The organism is Micromonospora sp. NPDC000316 (assembly GCF_042898885.1).
Taxonomy (GTDB): domain Bacteria; phylum Actinomycetota; class Actinomycetes; order Mycobacteriales; family Micromonosporaceae; genus Micromonospora.
Map to the genome: position 1 here is coordinate 369,010 of NZ_JBIAZG010000005.1, position 13,762 is coordinate 382,771.

The following is a 13,762-nucleotide window of genomic DNA, read 5'->3' on the forward strand; positions in this document are numbered from 1 at the left end:
CGCGGCGCGGCGCGGCGCGGTGCGGTGCGGCGCGGTGCGGTGCGGTGCGGTGCGGGGCGGTGCGGGGCGGTGCGGGGCGGTGCGGGGCGGTGCGGGGCGGCGCGGGGCGGCGCGGGGCGGCGCGCGGGTGGGTTTGAGTTGGATAGCGAAAAGCCGGCCGGAGGCACCCTCGGGGTGCCTCCGGCCGGCTATGTCGTTTGCGGTTAGTTCGCCATCAAATCGGCGCCACGCCAGGTGAAATCGGGCTCCGTCGCGAACCGCTCGGTGATCTTCACGAGATCCTCCGCGTACTTGTTCGCGTGGTGTCCGCAGAACACCAGTTCGCTCCCACCCGCCAGGGTGATCCGGAGTTTCCCGGCAGCGTTGCAGCGGTCGCACCGTTCATCGGCGGCTGGGGGCGCCACCGTCTCGGGCGGCGGCGTGAGGGTCGAGTTCATCGCCTTCCTCCTCTGGTCGTCACCGATGAACAATCTCTTCGGTCGTTGCTCACCTATCGTGCAACACCCATGCCGGGCCTTGCCTTCCCTGTGTGCCCGCGGGGGACCGAGGTCACACCTGGCTGGCAACAGTGTGCCGTGCACCCAGGGTGCCACGTCAACGATCACATTCCCGCATCCGGACGATCACCATCTGGTGTTGCACACCAGGTGGTCAAAACGACACGTTCTGTTGACGAAATCGGCTCAGTCCAGGTAATCCCGAAGGACCTGCGACCGGGACGGGTGCCGCAACTTCGACATCGTCTTGGACTCGATCTGCCGGATCCGCTCCCGGGTCACCCCGTAGACCTGACCGATCTCGTCCAACGTCCGCGGCTGACCGTCGGTCAGGCCGAACCGGAGGCGTACGACACCCGCCTCACGCTCGGACAGCGTCTGCAACACCTGCTGGAGCTGGTCCTGCAGGAGCGAGAACGACACCGCGTCGACCGCGACAACAGCCTCGGAATCCTCGATGAAGTCACCGAGCTGGCTGTCGCCCTCGTCACCGATGGTCTGATCCAACGAGATGGGCTCCCGAGCGTACTGCTGGATCTCCAGCACCTTCTCGGGTGTGATGTCCATCTCCTTGGCCAGCTCCTCCGGCGTGGGCTCACGGCCCAGATCCTGGAGCAGCTCGCGCTGTATGCGGCCGAGCTTGTTGATGACCTCGACCATGTGCACCGGGATGCGGATGGTGCGGGCCTGGTCGGCCATCGCCCGGGTGATCGCCTGCCGGATCCACCAGGTGGCGTACGTGGAGAACTTGTAGCCCTTGGTGTAGTCGAACTTCTCGACCGCGCGGATGAGGCCGAGGTTGCCCTCCTGGATCAGGTCGAGGAAGGCCATCCCGCGCCCCGTGTACCGCTTGGCCAGCGACACCACCAGACGGAGGTTCGCCTCCAGCAGGTGGTTCTTGGCGCGCTCGCCGTCACGGGAGATCCAGCCCAGGTCGCGGACCATCTCCCGGGGGAGCTTGTCTTCGCCCTCGTCGGCGGCGCGCAGCTGCTCGGCGGCGTAGAGCCCCGCCTCGATCCGCTTGGCCAGCTCGACCTCCTGCTCGGCGTTGAGCAGCGGGACCTTGCCGATCTGCTTCAGGTACGCCCGGACGGAGTCGGCGGAGGCGGTGAGCTCGGCGTCACGCCGTGCCTGCTTGAGCGCCTCGGACTCCTCGTCGTCCCACTCGAAGTCGTTGTCGGTGGCCGACGCGGCGGCGTCGGTCTCGGCGGCCTGGGCCAGCTCGGCCGGCTCCTCCACCACGACGTCCTCGATGGCGGCGGCGAGCTCCTCGGGGTCGATCTCACCCTCGCCGCCCTCGCCCTTGGCCTTGCCGCCGGCCTTGACCGGCTTGGCGCCGGCGGCCGCGGCCACCGTCGCCTTGGTGGCCCGGGTCGACTTGGTGGCCTTCGCCGGAGTGGCCGCGGCGGCGCCGACCTCGGCGGTGCTGCCGGTGGCCTTGCGCGCGGCCACCTTCCGGGGGGCCGGCGCCGTCGGCGTCGACTCGTCGGAGGCGGGGGCCTGCTTCGGGGCGGGGGCTGCGGCCTTCTTGGTGGTCTTGGCGGTGGTGGCCCGAGACGCCGGCGTGGTCGAGCGGGCGGCGGCGACGCGGCGGCGGGTGCTCGCCGAGCCGTCCACCACCACAGTCACTCCCGCCTCGGAGAGCGCCCGCAGGATCTTCTTGGCCTGGGCCGGAGTCACCTCGGCGGACTCGACGGTGCGCGCGAGCTGAGCCGACGTGAGCTGACCACCGGCGCTCTGCGCGTGCGCGATCAGCGTGTCGGTGAGCGAGCGAACGTCTGCGCCGGGTTGGCGGGGTTCTGTCACGAATGACCTTCCGGAGGCGAAGAGCGGGCACGGCCGGGTCGTCCGACACAGCATGGGGCAACCGAGCCAGACGATGTGGTTGAGGGGCCCCCGTGTCCCGGGCCGGCCGGTGGTCGGCGGTCCGCGGCGCGTGGGCAGGGTGAATTGTAACGCCGTCTGCGGCGATCATCCTGCGCCGCACGGTGTAACAGCGGCGGGACCGCCGATTCGGCGCAGATGTGGACTTTGTAAGGATGATACTCGCGGACGGCCCGGAACACCCCGGTCGTACGGGAAGGGGACCTTGGGATGCACGATTCGGCGCCGTCAGCGCGGGAACTGCTCGCGATCGCGCTCGACGTGGCACGGGACGCCGCGGCCACCGCACACCGGATGCGGGTCGAGGGTGTCTCGGTCGCGGCGACCAAGAGCACGGTCACCGACGTGGTCACGGCCGCGGACCGGGCCGTCGAGCGGCAGGTGCTCGACGCGCTGCGCCGGCTGCGGCCGGGCGACGCCGTCCTGGGCGAGGAGTACGGCACGGAGGGCACCGGTCCGGCCGAGCCGGGCGGCGTGCGGTGGATCATCGACCCGATCGACGGCACGGTGAACTACCTCTACGGGTTGCCGTACAGCGCGGTGTCGCTGGCCGCCGAGGTGGACGGGGTGGTGGTCGCCGGCGTAGTGCGCAACGTGAGCACCGGCGAGGAGTGGACCGCCACGGCCGGCGGTGGCGCCTGGCGCGACGGTGTCCGGCTGCGCTGCTCCGGCGAGACGGACCTGGGGCAGGCGCTTGTCGGCACCGGCTTCGGCTACGACGCCGGGCGGCGGGCGCACCAGGCGTCGGTGGTGGCCGGGCTTATCGCGCACGTGCGGGACATCCGCCGGCTGGGCGCCGCCGCGCTGGACCTCTGCCTGGTGGCGGAGGGGCGGCTGGACGCGTACTTCGAGAAGGGCCTGGAGGCCTGGGACCTGGCCGCCGGCGGACTCGTGGCCGCGGAGGCCGGCGTGCGGGTCACCGGCCTGGCCGGTCGCCCGCCCGGCCCCGACCTGGTGATCGCGGCGCCGCCCGCGCTCCTGCAGCCGCTACACGACCGGCTGGCAGCCCTGGACGCCTCCGGCGGCCCCTGACCGGCAGCCGGCGCCGGCCGGGGCGCGTCCGACGCCACCGGCTGCCACGCCGGAGCGCCCGGGACGCCCCGGACGTCCGGCGGATGGTGGGCCCGGCCGGCTACCGGGTCACTTGTCGGCGGCGGGGGACGGGCAGGAGCCCGGGGGCGCCTGCGGGGCGCCCAGGTCACCGAGGGACTGGTTCACCTCGGTGGTCGTGGCGAGCTGCTGGAAGCCGTTGCCCAGGACGACGTCGACGACGTCGTCCGTACGCTTGTCGTCGTACTGGTAGTCGGCGTTGTTCAGGAAGTACGCCCGCAGCAGGTGCGCCGAGCCGACGCCCTTGGGGCCGTACCGCAGCACGGCCACCTCGTCGATGCCCTTCGGCGCGTTGCCGACCTTCTGGACCTGGAACTTGCGGTTGCGGAAGTCGTCCGCGACGGCGCCGGCCCGGCCCGGCTCGTCGGTCGCGTTCAACACATTGATCTTGACGTCTTTGGTCTCGTGCAGCGTGACGTCGGCAAGCGGCCAACCCTCCGGGCAGCCCTTGACGCCCGCACCGCTCTGGCTGTCGCGGAGGACCGCGGTGATCACGAAGGCGAGGGCCAGGACCCCCAGCAGGCCGACCACGACGAGTGCTCGCACTCGCGCAAAACTCATCTGGGCGCTCCCGGGAGCTCAGGTGGGGCGGCGGCGGCCGTCATCGATCGCACAGACCGTCGGCCGTCGAATACGCCGCTGAGGTTAACGGTTGTCCGGCCGTCGCGTGGAAACAGCCCGACATGCCGGCGCGCCGACCGCGAACCGGGTACTACTACCCCTATCTTCGTGTCGCCTGAGTCACATTGGGAACATCCTGGCGTGCGGGGGCGTACATCACAGCCACAAGGGCGGTATACATGCCTCGCCCTCGGGGGGGTAAGGTTCCGCGCTCGCAGGGGTGTTGCCCCGGTGATCTCGATTCGTGCGGTCCACGGGTCGGGAGCCCGACACAAGTGGTGGCCGACCAGCGGAACCGAAACAGCGTCGTCCGGCGTTACAACCGGAAGCGACAACATCGATATGGGAGAGTGAAACCGATGGCCACCGACTACGACGCCCCGCGTCGCGACGAGGTCGACCTCGGCGAGGACAGCCTGGAAGAGCTCAAGGCACGGCGCGTCGACTCACAGTCGGGCGCAGTGGACGTCGACGAGGCCGAGGTCGCCGAGAGTTTTGAGCTGCCCGGTGCCGATCTGGCCGACGAGGAGCTCACCGTCAAGGTGCTACCGATGCAGCAGGACGAGTTCCGGTGCGCCCGCTGCTTCCTGGTCCACCACCGCAGCCAGCTTGCGGTCGAACGGAACGGCGAGCTGATCTGCCGCGAGTGCGTCTGACACGCACGACACCAGCGGCGGCCCCCCGATCGGGGCCGCCGCTATCGGTGTGGGCATGCGACCGCGGTGGGTACCTGCTTGACTCGTAGCGGATGCCACAGCACCGGGAGGTCCGAGCCATGAGCGATCGACCTGACACCACCGACGGCGGCGCGGACGAACTCGGCGCCACCGTCGCGGCACTGACCGCCGACGACATCGAGCCGGCGCGGCGGCGTCAACTTCTCACCCGGATGGTCGGGCAGGCCCGCAGCCGAGGCATCTCCGACCTGTTCAAGCCCCGTGCGGCCGTGCGATGGATGGTCGACACGGTTACCGAGATCGCCCCACACCTCCCGGTGCGCGACCTGGCCACCCTGCGCCAGCACTTCCCCGGCCTCGATGACACCGCCCTGGCCGACCGGTTGATCCGCAACGCGGCCCGGACGACCGCCGGGATCGGCGCGGCCGGCGGGGGAGTCGCCGCCGTCGAGTGGACTGTCGCACCGACCCTGCTCTCCGCGCCGGTGCTGCTTGCCGCCGAGACCGTCGCCGTGGTGGCGGTGGAGCTGAAGCTGGTCGGTGAGCTGCACGAGGTCTACGGCGTGCCGCTGGCCGACAGCGGCAGCCAACGGACTGTCGCCCTGGTGCACTCGTGGGCCACCCAGCGCGGAGTCAACCCCATGGTGCCCGGCGTCGGCATAGGCGCGGTGCTCGGCAGCGCCGCCCGCAAGGAGCTGCGGGACACGCTGCTGCGGCGCTTCGGGCGCAACCTCACCACACTCGGGCCGTTCCTCACCGGTGCGGCGGTAGCCAGCTTCCTCAACCGCCGGGCCACCCGACAGATGGCCGAGCAGCTCCAGGTGGACCTGCGCCGTCGCGGTATCGCCCGGCCGGCGCCGCCAGCAGCCCTACCCGGCCCGCCGACAGGCACCTGAGCGGGGCCGCACGGCGAAGCAGGACACGTGGGCTCGGTAGGGCCGCGCGGGCCTCAGCCGAGCCCTGCGCCGTGCGCCGCCGTCAGGTCGCCGTCGGGGGTCAGCCCGGCCCGCCGGCACTCCGGTCGGCGGGCGTCCGAGCGTCCCGGGCGGCGAGCAGCGCCTCGGCCAGCTCTACCGGATGTCTGCTGCTCACCACCCAGAACGGCGTCGGGTCGTCCGGATCGTCGAGCACCACCTGCACGGCACCGCTGACCCACGGCCGCTGCACCACGAAGGCGAGCGGGTCCGCGCCGACCCCGAGCACCTCACGGCGGCCGGCAGCGTCCAACGGGACCACGTCGGCGACGAAGCGCACCGGCAGCCGGGCGTCGTCCACCTGCAGCTCGGAGTCGGTGACCGCGACGCGGATCCGGCCCAGCCACCACAGCCCGGCCGCGGTGACCGGCAGCAACACCGCGAACGGCACCCAGGCACGCGCGCCGGTGCCGCCCATCCAGAGCTCGACGGCCAACAGCGCGGCGGTCAGCAACCCGACCAGCCAGAGCCACCAGGGCAGATCCAGCCGTTCGGCGTGGGTCGGACGGGCCGCGACCGGTGGCCGACCGGAGGACGGGGAGGGCGACATGCTCACTCCTGCGAGGGTACGGCGCACGGCGGCCCGGGTAACCGGCAGGATGGCAGGGTCAGCCCGACAACCGGACGGAAGAGGGTCCCGTGACCGACGTCGTACCCGTGCCCGTGCGGCTGCTCGATGCCGAGTTGCCGCTACCCGCGTACGCCCATCCGGGCGACGCCGGGGCCGACCTGGTGGCCGCCACGGACGTGGAGCTGCCGCCCGGGGGCCGTGCCCTGGTGCCCACCGGGGTGGCCATCGCCCTGCCGCAGGGGTACGTGGGCCTGGTCCATCCGCGATCCGGTCTGGCAGCCAGGCTCGGCGTGACGGTGCTCAACGCGCCCGGTACGGTCGACGCCGGCTACCGGGGTGAGATCCTGGTCAACCTGATCAACCATGATCGGGACACGCCAGCGAAGATCTCCCGCGGTGACCGGATCGCGCAACTCGTGATCCAGCGGGTCGCACGGGCGCGGTTCGAGCCGGTGGCCGAGCTGCCCGAGTCCCAGCGTGGGACCGGCGGGCACGGGTCGACCGGCGGGCACGCCGGGCTGGTGCCGGCTCCGGCCGGGCAAGATCGGGTCGCGCGGGATCGGGTCGACGAGCCGGGCCGTGGCCGGACGGAAGAGGTGGCAGGGTGAGTGCGAACAGCGGAGGGCGGGCGCAGTGATCTTCTCCCGAAAGCGGGCCGGTGCCGGGCGGCACTCCCGTGACGAGCGGACCACCGAGGTCCTCGACGAGGGCACCGGCGAGTCGACGCCGGCGCTTGTGCGCGGGCCGTACGACATCTCCGAGATCGACGACGAGGTGCAGCGCCTCGACCTGGGCAGCCTGCGCATCCCGGCGGTCGCCGAGGTGGAGGTGCGGGTGCAGGCCGACCCGCAGGGCGTGATCCAGCAGGTGGTGCTCGTCAACGGTGACAACGCGCTACAGCTCGGTGTCTTCGCCGCGCCCCGCTCCGAGGGGATCTGGGACGAGGTGCGCGAGGAGATCCGCCAGTCGCTGCTGCGCGACGGTGCCACCGCCCAGGAGGTCGACGGCGAGTACGGCCCGGAGCTGCACGCCCAGGTGAGCACCCCGGACGGCCCCACGCACCTGCGGTTCGTCGGCGTCGACGGGCCGCGCTGGATGGTCCGCGGCGTTTTCCAGGGCCCGGTGGCAGTCGACCCGGCCAAGGCCGGGCCGCTCGCCGAGTGCCTGGACGGCCTGGTGGTCGACCGAGGGCAGGAGGCGAAGCCGGTCCGCGAGCCGCTGCCGCTGCGCCTGCCCCGGGAGATGGCCGACCAGGCCGACGCCGAGGCTGGCAGCGCGTCCGCCGCCTCCGAGTCCCGCCAGGTCTGACCACCGAGCACCGGAGCGCCGGAACCGGCCCCGTCGGCGTACGCTGGCGGAACGGTTCCGGCGTTGCCGGTGCCGGGGCGGTGCCCACTGCGGGCCGGCGAGCGTGGAGAGGGTGACGCGGAGGTCATGATGACCGACGAGAGCAGGGTGTCGCTGCGGCGCATCCTGCAACGGCTCACCGCCAGCGAGGCCGAGATCGACGCGCAGGAGCTGCGGCAGGAGAGCGCCGAGTGCGGCGGCGTCCTGGCCCAGCAGTGCTCCCGGGGCCAGGTGGTCTCGATCGCAGGGCGGCTGCGCACGGTGGTCTACACGCCGCGCACCAACCTGCCCACCCTCGAGGCCGACCTGTACGACGGCAGCGACGTGGTGACCCTGGTCTGGCTGGGCCGGCGGCACATCTCCGGGATCGAGCCGGGGCGACACCTGACCGCGCGTGGCCGTGTGGCGATGCGCGACGACCGCAAGGTCATCTACAACCCGTACTACGAGCTGGACTCGCCGAAGTGACGGCGCTGCGGACGGAAGGCCGGCCATGACGACGGGACAGGACCGGGCGGCACAGCCGGAGACCGGGCCCCAGGACGACGAGCGACTGCCGACGGTCGCCGAGCAGATGGCCGACCAGCTTGGCGGCTGGCGGGGGCTTGTGGAGTCCAGCATCCCGGTGGTGGTCTTCGTCGTCGCCAACATCATCGGTGAGCTGCGGCCCGCGGTGATCGCCTCGGTGGCCGTCGCGCTGTTGATCGCCGGGCTGCGGCTGGCTCAGCGCCGGCCGATCCGACACGCGATGAACGGGCTGTTCGGCGTCGGCATCGGCGCCGCCATCGCCTGGCGCACCGGCGACGAGCGGGATTTCTACCTCCCCGGCATCCTCTACGGCATCGGCTACGGCATCGCGCTGCTGATCTCGGCGGCCATCCGGCAGCCCCTCGTCGGCTGGATCTGGTCGGTGCTGGTGGCCAAGGGGCGCTCCGAGTGGCGGGACGACCCGAAGCTGGTGCGCACCTTCACCCAGCTGACCGTGCTCTGGGGCGTGGTCTGGCTGGCCAAGGTGGGTGTGCAGGCCGGGCTCTACCTGGCCCACCAGGACACCGCGCTGGGCGTGGCCCGGCTGGCGCTTGGCTACCCGCCGTACGCGCTGCTGCTGCTCATCACGGTCTGGACGGTGCGCCGGGTCACCCGGGCGCCGCAACCGTCCCCGCTGCCCGGCGCCTGACCGGGCCGGGCAACCCCGCGCCTGCGGCTCAGCGCGAGTTGCGGGTCCGCTCGACGCTGTCTGGGCCGAGGATCACCGCGCGGACGTCGTCCTCCACCTCGGCGGTGCAGACGAACACCAGCTCGTCGCCGGCCTCGATGGGGTCGTCCGGGCTGGGCACCAGGACCCGCTTGCCGCGCAGGATCGCCACAAGCGCGGCGTCGCGGGGCAGCGGCACGGCGTGGATCGGCTGACCGACGTACGGCGCGGTCGGCGGCAGGGTGATCTCGACGAGGTTCGCCTCGCCCTGCCGGAACGTCATGAGTCGGACCAGGTCGCCGACGGTGACTGCCTCCTCGACAAGCGCGGCCATGACCCGCGGCTTGCTCACCGCGACGTCCACGCCCCACTGCTCGGTGAAGAGCCACTCGTTCTCGGCCCTGTTGACCCGGGCCACCACGCGCGGCACGGCGAACTCGGTCTTGGCCAACAGCGACAGCACCAGGTTGGTCTTGTCGTCGCCGGTGGCGGCGACCACCACGTCGCATCCGGCGACGTTGGCCTCCTCCAGGCTTGCCACCTCGCACGCGTCGGCGAGCACCCACTCGGCGGACGGCACCCGCTCGGGGCGCAGCATCTTGGGCTGACGCTCGATCAGCATCACCTGGTGGCCGTTGTCGATCAGCTCCTGGGCTATCGAACGGCCCACGTTACCGGCACCCGCGATGGCGATACGCATGGCTCAGTGCCCCCCTTCCGGCGGCGCCGCCGCCACCGACGTGGCCGTCTGCACGATGTCGTCGCTGACCAGCATGAAGGCCTGGTCGCCCTCCTGGAGGACTGTGGAGGCGGTAGGTAGCGTGCCGATGCCGAAGCGGATCAGGTAGGCCACCCGCGCCCCGGCCGCCGCCTCCAGCTTTCGCACCGGACGGCCGATCCAGTCCTTGTGCACCGGGACCTCGACGATCGACACGGTGCTCGTGGGGTCGCGGAAGATCTCCACGTTGCCCTCCGGCACCAGGTGCCGCAGCATCCGGTCGGCCGTCCAGCGCACGGTCGCCACGGTCGGGATGCCCAGCCGTTCGTAGACCTGCGCCCGGCGTTGGTCGTAGACCCGTGCCGCGACCCGGGACACCCCGAACGTCTCACGGGCCAGCCGGGCCGAGATGATGTTGGAATTGTCGCCGCTGGAGACGGCCGCGAAGGCGTCCGCCCGCTCGATGCCGGCCTGGCGCAGCACGTCACCGTCGAAGCCCGCCCCGGTCACCGTGATCCCGGCGAAGTCGGGGCCGAGCCGACGGAAGGCGTCGGCATCCTGGTCGATCACCGCCACCGAGTGCCCCCGGGACTCCAGGCTGTGGGCGAGGGTCGACCCGACCCGGCCACATCCCATGATCACGACGTGCACGCTGTCCCTCCCAAGGTGGGTACCGCTGCCGCTTGCCTTCTCCGCACGCGCGGCCCGTTGCCGTCGACTGCGAGCCTGCCACGTGCCAGTCGGCAGCGGGGACCGACCGTACCCCGTCGCGCTCGGCGGCCGTGATCGCCCACCCCCGCGTTCTCGCCGTGATGGTCGTACCCTTGGCGTTCGTGGCCAGTCCCACCTCGCTGCTGAAGCGGCTGCTCCTCGGTCGACCGTTCCGGTCCGACCGCCTGCAGCACACCCTCCTGCCGAAGCGCATCGCGCTCCCCGTGTTCGCCTCCGACGCGCTGTCAAGCGTCGCGTACGCGCCCGACGAGATCCTTCTGACCCTCTCCATCGCCGGTGCCTCCGCGTACGTGTTCTCCCCGTGGATCGCGCTGGCCGTCGTCGTCGTGATGCTCACGGTGGTGGCCAGCTACCGGCAGAACGTGCACGCCTACCCCTCCGGGGGCGGTGACTACGAGGTGGCCACTGTCAACCTGGGCCCGAAGTTCGGGGTCGGGGTGGCCAGCGCCCTGCTCGTCGACTACGTGCTCACGGTGGCCGTGTCGGTCTCCTCCGGCGTGGCAAACCTCGGCTCGGTGGTGCCGTTCGTGGCCACCCACAAGGTCCTGATCGCGGTGATCGCGGTGACCCTCCTGACCGCGGTGAACCTGCGCGGGCTGCGCGAGTCGGGCACGGCGTTCGCCATCCCCACCTACGGCTTCGTGATCGTGATGGGCGGGATGCTGCTCACCGGCCTGGTCCGGGTCTTCATCCTCGGCGACGAGCTCCGCGCGCCAAGTGCCGACCTGGTGATCCAGGCCGAGCACAGCGTTACCGGTTTCGCGCTGATCTTCCTGCTGCTGCGGACGTTCAGCTCGGGCGCCGCCGCGCTCACCGGAGTCGAGGCGATCTCCAACGGGGTGCCGGCGTTCAAGGCGCCGAAGAGCCGCAATGCCGCCACGACCCTGCTGCTGCTCGGTGGCATCTCGGTGAGCATGCTGGTCGGGATCATCTGGCTGGCCCGGCTCACCCACCTGCAGTTCGTCGAGGACCCGGGCCTACAGATCGTCTCCGGCCCTGAGGGGTACGTGCAGAAGACCGTCACCACCCAGCTCGGCGAGACGGTCTTCGGCTCCGGCTCGATCCTGCTCTACGTGGTGGCCGGGGTGACCGCCCTGATCCTGTTCCTGGCCGCGAACACCGCGTTCAACGGTTTCCCGGTGCTCGCCTCGATCCTCGCCCAGGACCGCTACCTGCCCCGGCAGTTCCACACCCGAGGCGACCGGCTCGCGTTCTCCAACGGCATCGTGTTCCTCGCCCTCTTCGCGATCGTGCTGATCGTCGGCTTCCAGGCCGAGGTGACCCGGCTCATCCAGCTCTACATCGTCGGCGTCTTCGTCTCGTTCACCGTCTCCCAGGCTGGCATGATCCGGCACTGGAACCGGCACCTGCGGATCGAGCGGGATCCGGAAGCGCGCCGCCGGATGCACCGGTCCCGGGCCATCAACACGTTCGGCATGGGCCTGACCGGCGCCGTGCTGGTGATCGTGCTGATCACCAAGTTCCTGCTCGGTGCGTGGATCGCGATCGTCGCGATGGCGCTGATCTACGTGCTGATGCTGGCCATCCACCGGCACTACGACCGGGTCGCCGCCGAGCTGACCCCACCGGACGAGGGCCGGGCCGTGCTGCCCGCCCGTAACCACGCGATCGTGCTTGTCAGCAAGTTGCACCAGCCGACGCTGCGGGCCATCGCGTACGCGCGGGCCACCCGGCCGGACACGCTGACCGCGGTGACTGTGAACGTCGACGACGCGGACACCCGGGACCTACAGGTCGAGTGGGATCGCCGGGACATGGCGATCCCACTCACCGTGATCGACTCGCCGTACCGGGAGATCACCCGGCCGATCCTGGACTTCGTCGCCTCCGCCCGCCGCAAGTCACCGCGCGACGTGGTCACCGTCTTCATCCCCGAGTACGTGGTGGGACGCTGGTGGGAGAACCTGCTGCACAACCAGAGCGCGCTGCGCCTCAAGGGCCGGCTGCTCTTCGAACCGGGGGTGATGGTGGTGAGCGTTCCGTGGCAACTCGCCTCGACCGCGAACAAGAACCTGGACCGGCTGGACGCCACCCTGTCCCGGACTCCGGCCCGCGGACCACGCGGCGGCGTGCCGTCGACCGTCGTAGCCGCGCCACCCGGCGACGGCGGCCCGGCGGACGACGAAACGGTCGGGAACAGCCGTGACTGAGCAGACCGCCGTACCCGTGGAATATGAGCGTGGCCTGGCCGAGGCGGAGCGGGTCGAGCTGACCGTCGACGCGGTCGCCCCCGGCGGCCACTGCGTGGCCCGGGTGGACGGGCAGGTGGTCTTCGTCCGGCACGCCCTGCCCGGCGAGCGGGTGATCGCCGAGGTGACCGAGGTGCACAAGGGGTTCGTGCGGGCCGACGCGGTGACCGTGCTGGACGCCTCGCCGGACCGGGTCGAGCCACCCTGCCCGTACGCGAAGCCGGGTGCCTGCGGCGGCTGCGACCTGCAACATGTCGCCCCGGAGGCGCAGTTGGCCTGGAAGGCCGCAGTGGTGCGCGAGCAGTTGGTCCGCCTGGGCGGGCTGACCGACGCCGACCTGGACCGGCTCGGCGTCGAGGTCGAGGCGCTGCCCGGCGGGCTGCTGGGCTGGCGCTCCCGGGTCCGCTACGCGGTGGACGCCGGCGACCGTGCCGGCCTGCTCAAGCACCGCTCACACGAGGTCGTGCCGATCGACCGCTGCCGAATCGCCCACCCGGCCATCCAGCAGCTGCCGGTGCTCACCCCGACCGGCGCGTCCTGGCCGGCCGCCGACGCCGTGGAGACCGTCGCCAGCACCGGCGGGGACGTGACCGTCGCCCAGGTCAGCGACGGGATCTCCACGCCGGTGAGCGGGCCGACAGAGGTCCGCGAGGTGGCGGCCGGGCGGGACTGGACGCTTCCCGCGTCCGCCTTCTGGCAGGTGCACCCGGCGGCAGCCGACACGCTGTCCACGGCCGTCCTGGAGTTGCTCGACCCGCGACCGGGCGAGGTGGCCTGGGACCTCTACGGCGGCGCCGGGCTTTTCGCCGCCGGGCTGGCCACCCGGGTCGGCGCGACCGGCCGGGTGACAGTGGTCGAGGCGGCGCCGCAGGGCGTCGCCGCCGCCCGACAGAACCTGGCCGACCTGCCCCGCGTCGAAGTCGTGTCGGCCCGGGTGGAGACCGCGCTGGCCCGCCGGCGGATCACCGGCCCGGTCGACGTCGTGGTGCTCGACCCGCCGCGCTCCGGGGCCGGCGCCCCGGTGGTCCGCGCGCTGGCCGCCGCCGGCCCGCGCGCGATCGCGTACGTGGCCTGCGACCCGGCGGCCTTCGCCAGGGACGTGCGCACCTTCGCCGGGCTGGGCTGGCGGTTGGCGGCGCTGCGCGGATTCGACCTGTTCCCGATGACCCAGCACGTCGAGATGGTCGGGCTGCTGGTCCCCGCGCCGGAGGCGATCAGCTGACAGG

General features: G+C 71.9%; 15 protein-coding genes. 9 read left to right on the plus strand and 6 right to left on the minus strand.

Going from position 1 to position 13,762, the window contains the following annotated elements:
* Positions 1–203 precede the first annotated feature (203 nt).
* Positions 204–437, minus strand: coding sequence for a hypothetical protein (locus ACFY2Q_RS14585; protein WP_053657441.1), 234 nt, complete (start codon positions 435–437; stop codon positions 204–206).
* Between the two features lie 246 nt (positions 438–683).
* Positions 684–2,303 (minus strand): RNA polymerase sigma factor, encoded by a 1,620-nt coding sequence (locus ACFY2Q_RS14590; protein WP_387130253.1) that lies wholly within the window; start codon positions 2,301–2,303, stop codon positions 684–686.
* Between the two features lie 288 nt (positions 2,304–2,591).
* Here ACFY2Q_RS14590 and ACFY2Q_RS14595 point away from each other — a divergent pair, with 288 nt between their 5' ends.
* Positions 2,592–3,413: an inositol monophosphatase family protein gene (locus ACFY2Q_RS14595; RefSeq protein ID WP_387130255.1), complete on the plus strand. Its 822-nt coding sequence runs from the start codon at positions 2,592–2,594 to the stop codon at positions 3,411–3,413.
* A gap of 108 nt (positions 3,414–3,521) precedes the next feature.
* On the opposite strand, the gene ACFY2Q_RS14600 is transcribed toward ACFY2Q_RS14595, so the two are convergent.
* Positions 3,522–4,037 carry a LytR C-terminal domain-containing protein gene (locus tag ACFY2Q_RS14600; protein ID WP_387130383.1) on the minus strand — a complete coding sequence of 172 codons (516 nt, stop codon included), beginning with the start codon at positions 4,035–4,037 and terminating at the stop codon, positions 3,522–3,524.
* 434 nt (positions 4,038–4,471) lie between these two features.
* Here ACFY2Q_RS14600 and ACFY2Q_RS14605 point away from each other — a divergent pair, with 434 nt between their 5' ends.
* Both ACFY2Q_RS14605 and ACFY2Q_RS14610 read left to right on the plus strand, forming a co-directional pair.
* Positions 4,472–4,768 (plus strand): DUF4193 domain-containing protein, encoded by a 297-nt coding sequence (locus tag ACFY2Q_RS14605; protein WP_007075406.1) that lies wholly within the window; start codon positions 4,472–4,474, stop codon positions 4,766–4,768.
* Between the two features lie 119 nt (positions 4,769–4,887).
* The gene (locus ACFY2Q_RS14610; RefSeq protein ID WP_387130256.1) at positions 4,888–5,685 is read left to right on the plus strand and encodes a hypothetical protein; all 798 of its coding nucleotides are present in this window, start codon (positions 4,888–4,890) and stop codon (positions 5,683–5,685) included.
* 100 nt (positions 5,686–5,785) lie between these two features.
* Here the strand turns inward: ACFY2Q_RS14610 and ACFY2Q_RS14615 are convergent, their stop codons facing one another.
* Positions 5,786–6,319 (minus strand): DUF3093 domain-containing protein, encoded by a 534-nt coding sequence (locus tag ACFY2Q_RS14615; RefSeq protein ID WP_387130258.1) that lies wholly within the window; start codon positions 6,317–6,319, stop codon positions 5,786–5,788.
* An 83-nt stretch (positions 6,320–6,402) separates the two neighbouring features.
* On the opposite strand from ACFY2Q_RS14615, the gene dut reads away from it, so the two are divergent.
* The 4 genes from dut to ACFY2Q_RS14635 all read left to right on the plus strand — a co-directional run bounded on the left by dut (position 6,403) and on the right by ACFY2Q_RS14635 (position 8,858).
* The gene (dut, locus tag ACFY2Q_RS14620) at positions 6,403–6,942 is read left to right on the plus strand and encodes a dUTP diphosphatase (RefSeq protein ID WP_387130261.1); all 540 of its coding nucleotides are present in this window, start codon (positions 6,403–6,405) and stop codon (positions 6,940–6,942) included.
* A 25-nt stretch (positions 6,943–6,967) separates the two neighbouring features.
* Positions 6,968–7,642: a DUF3710 domain-containing protein gene (locus ACFY2Q_RS14625; protein WP_387130262.1), complete on the plus strand. Its 675-nt coding sequence runs from the start codon at positions 6,968–6,970 to the stop codon at positions 7,640–7,642.
* Between the two features lie 126 nt (positions 7,643–7,768).
* Positions 7,769–8,149, plus strand: a complete 381-nt coding sequence (locus ACFY2Q_RS14630) for an OB-fold nucleic acid binding domain-containing protein (protein ID WP_387130264.1) — start codon at positions 7,769–7,771, stop codon at positions 8,147–8,149.
* A gap of 25 nt (positions 8,150–8,174) precedes the next feature.
* On the plus strand, positions 8,175–8,858 hold the full coding sequence (locus ACFY2Q_RS14635; RefSeq protein WP_387130265.1) for a DUF3159 domain-containing protein: 684 nt from the start codon (positions 8,175–8,177) through the stop codon (positions 8,856–8,858).
* A 28-nt stretch (positions 8,859–8,886) separates the two neighbouring features.
* Here ACFY2Q_RS14635 and ACFY2Q_RS14640 read toward each other — a convergent pair whose 3' ends face one another.
* Both ACFY2Q_RS14640 and ACFY2Q_RS14645 read right to left on the minus strand, forming a co-directional pair.
* Positions 8,887–9,576 (minus strand): potassium channel family protein, encoded by a 690-nt coding sequence (locus tag ACFY2Q_RS14640; protein WP_387130267.1) that lies wholly within the window; start codon positions 9,574–9,576, stop codon positions 8,887–8,889.
* 3 nt (positions 9,577–9,579) lie between these two features.
* Complete coding sequence (locus ACFY2Q_RS14645; protein ID WP_387130269.1) at positions 9,580–10,245, minus strand: potassium channel family protein; 666 nt, start codon at positions 10,243–10,245, stop codon at positions 9,580–9,582.
* A gap of 182 nt (positions 10,246–10,427) precedes the next feature.
* On the opposite strand from ACFY2Q_RS14645, the gene ACFY2Q_RS14650 reads away from it, so the two are divergent.
* Complete coding sequence (locus ACFY2Q_RS14650) at positions 10,428–12,497, plus strand: APC family permease (protein ID WP_387130270.1); 2,070 nt, start codon at positions 10,428–10,430, stop codon at positions 12,495–12,497.
* Positions 12,490–13,758, plus strand: coding sequence for a class I SAM-dependent RNA methyltransferase (locus ACFY2Q_RS14655; protein WP_387130272.1), 1,269 nt, complete (start codon positions 12,490–12,492; stop codon positions 13,756–13,758). Before ACFY2Q_RS14650 ends, ACFY2Q_RS14655 begins: the two co-directional genes overlap by 8 nt.
* Positions 13,759–13,762 lie beyond the last annotated feature (4 nt).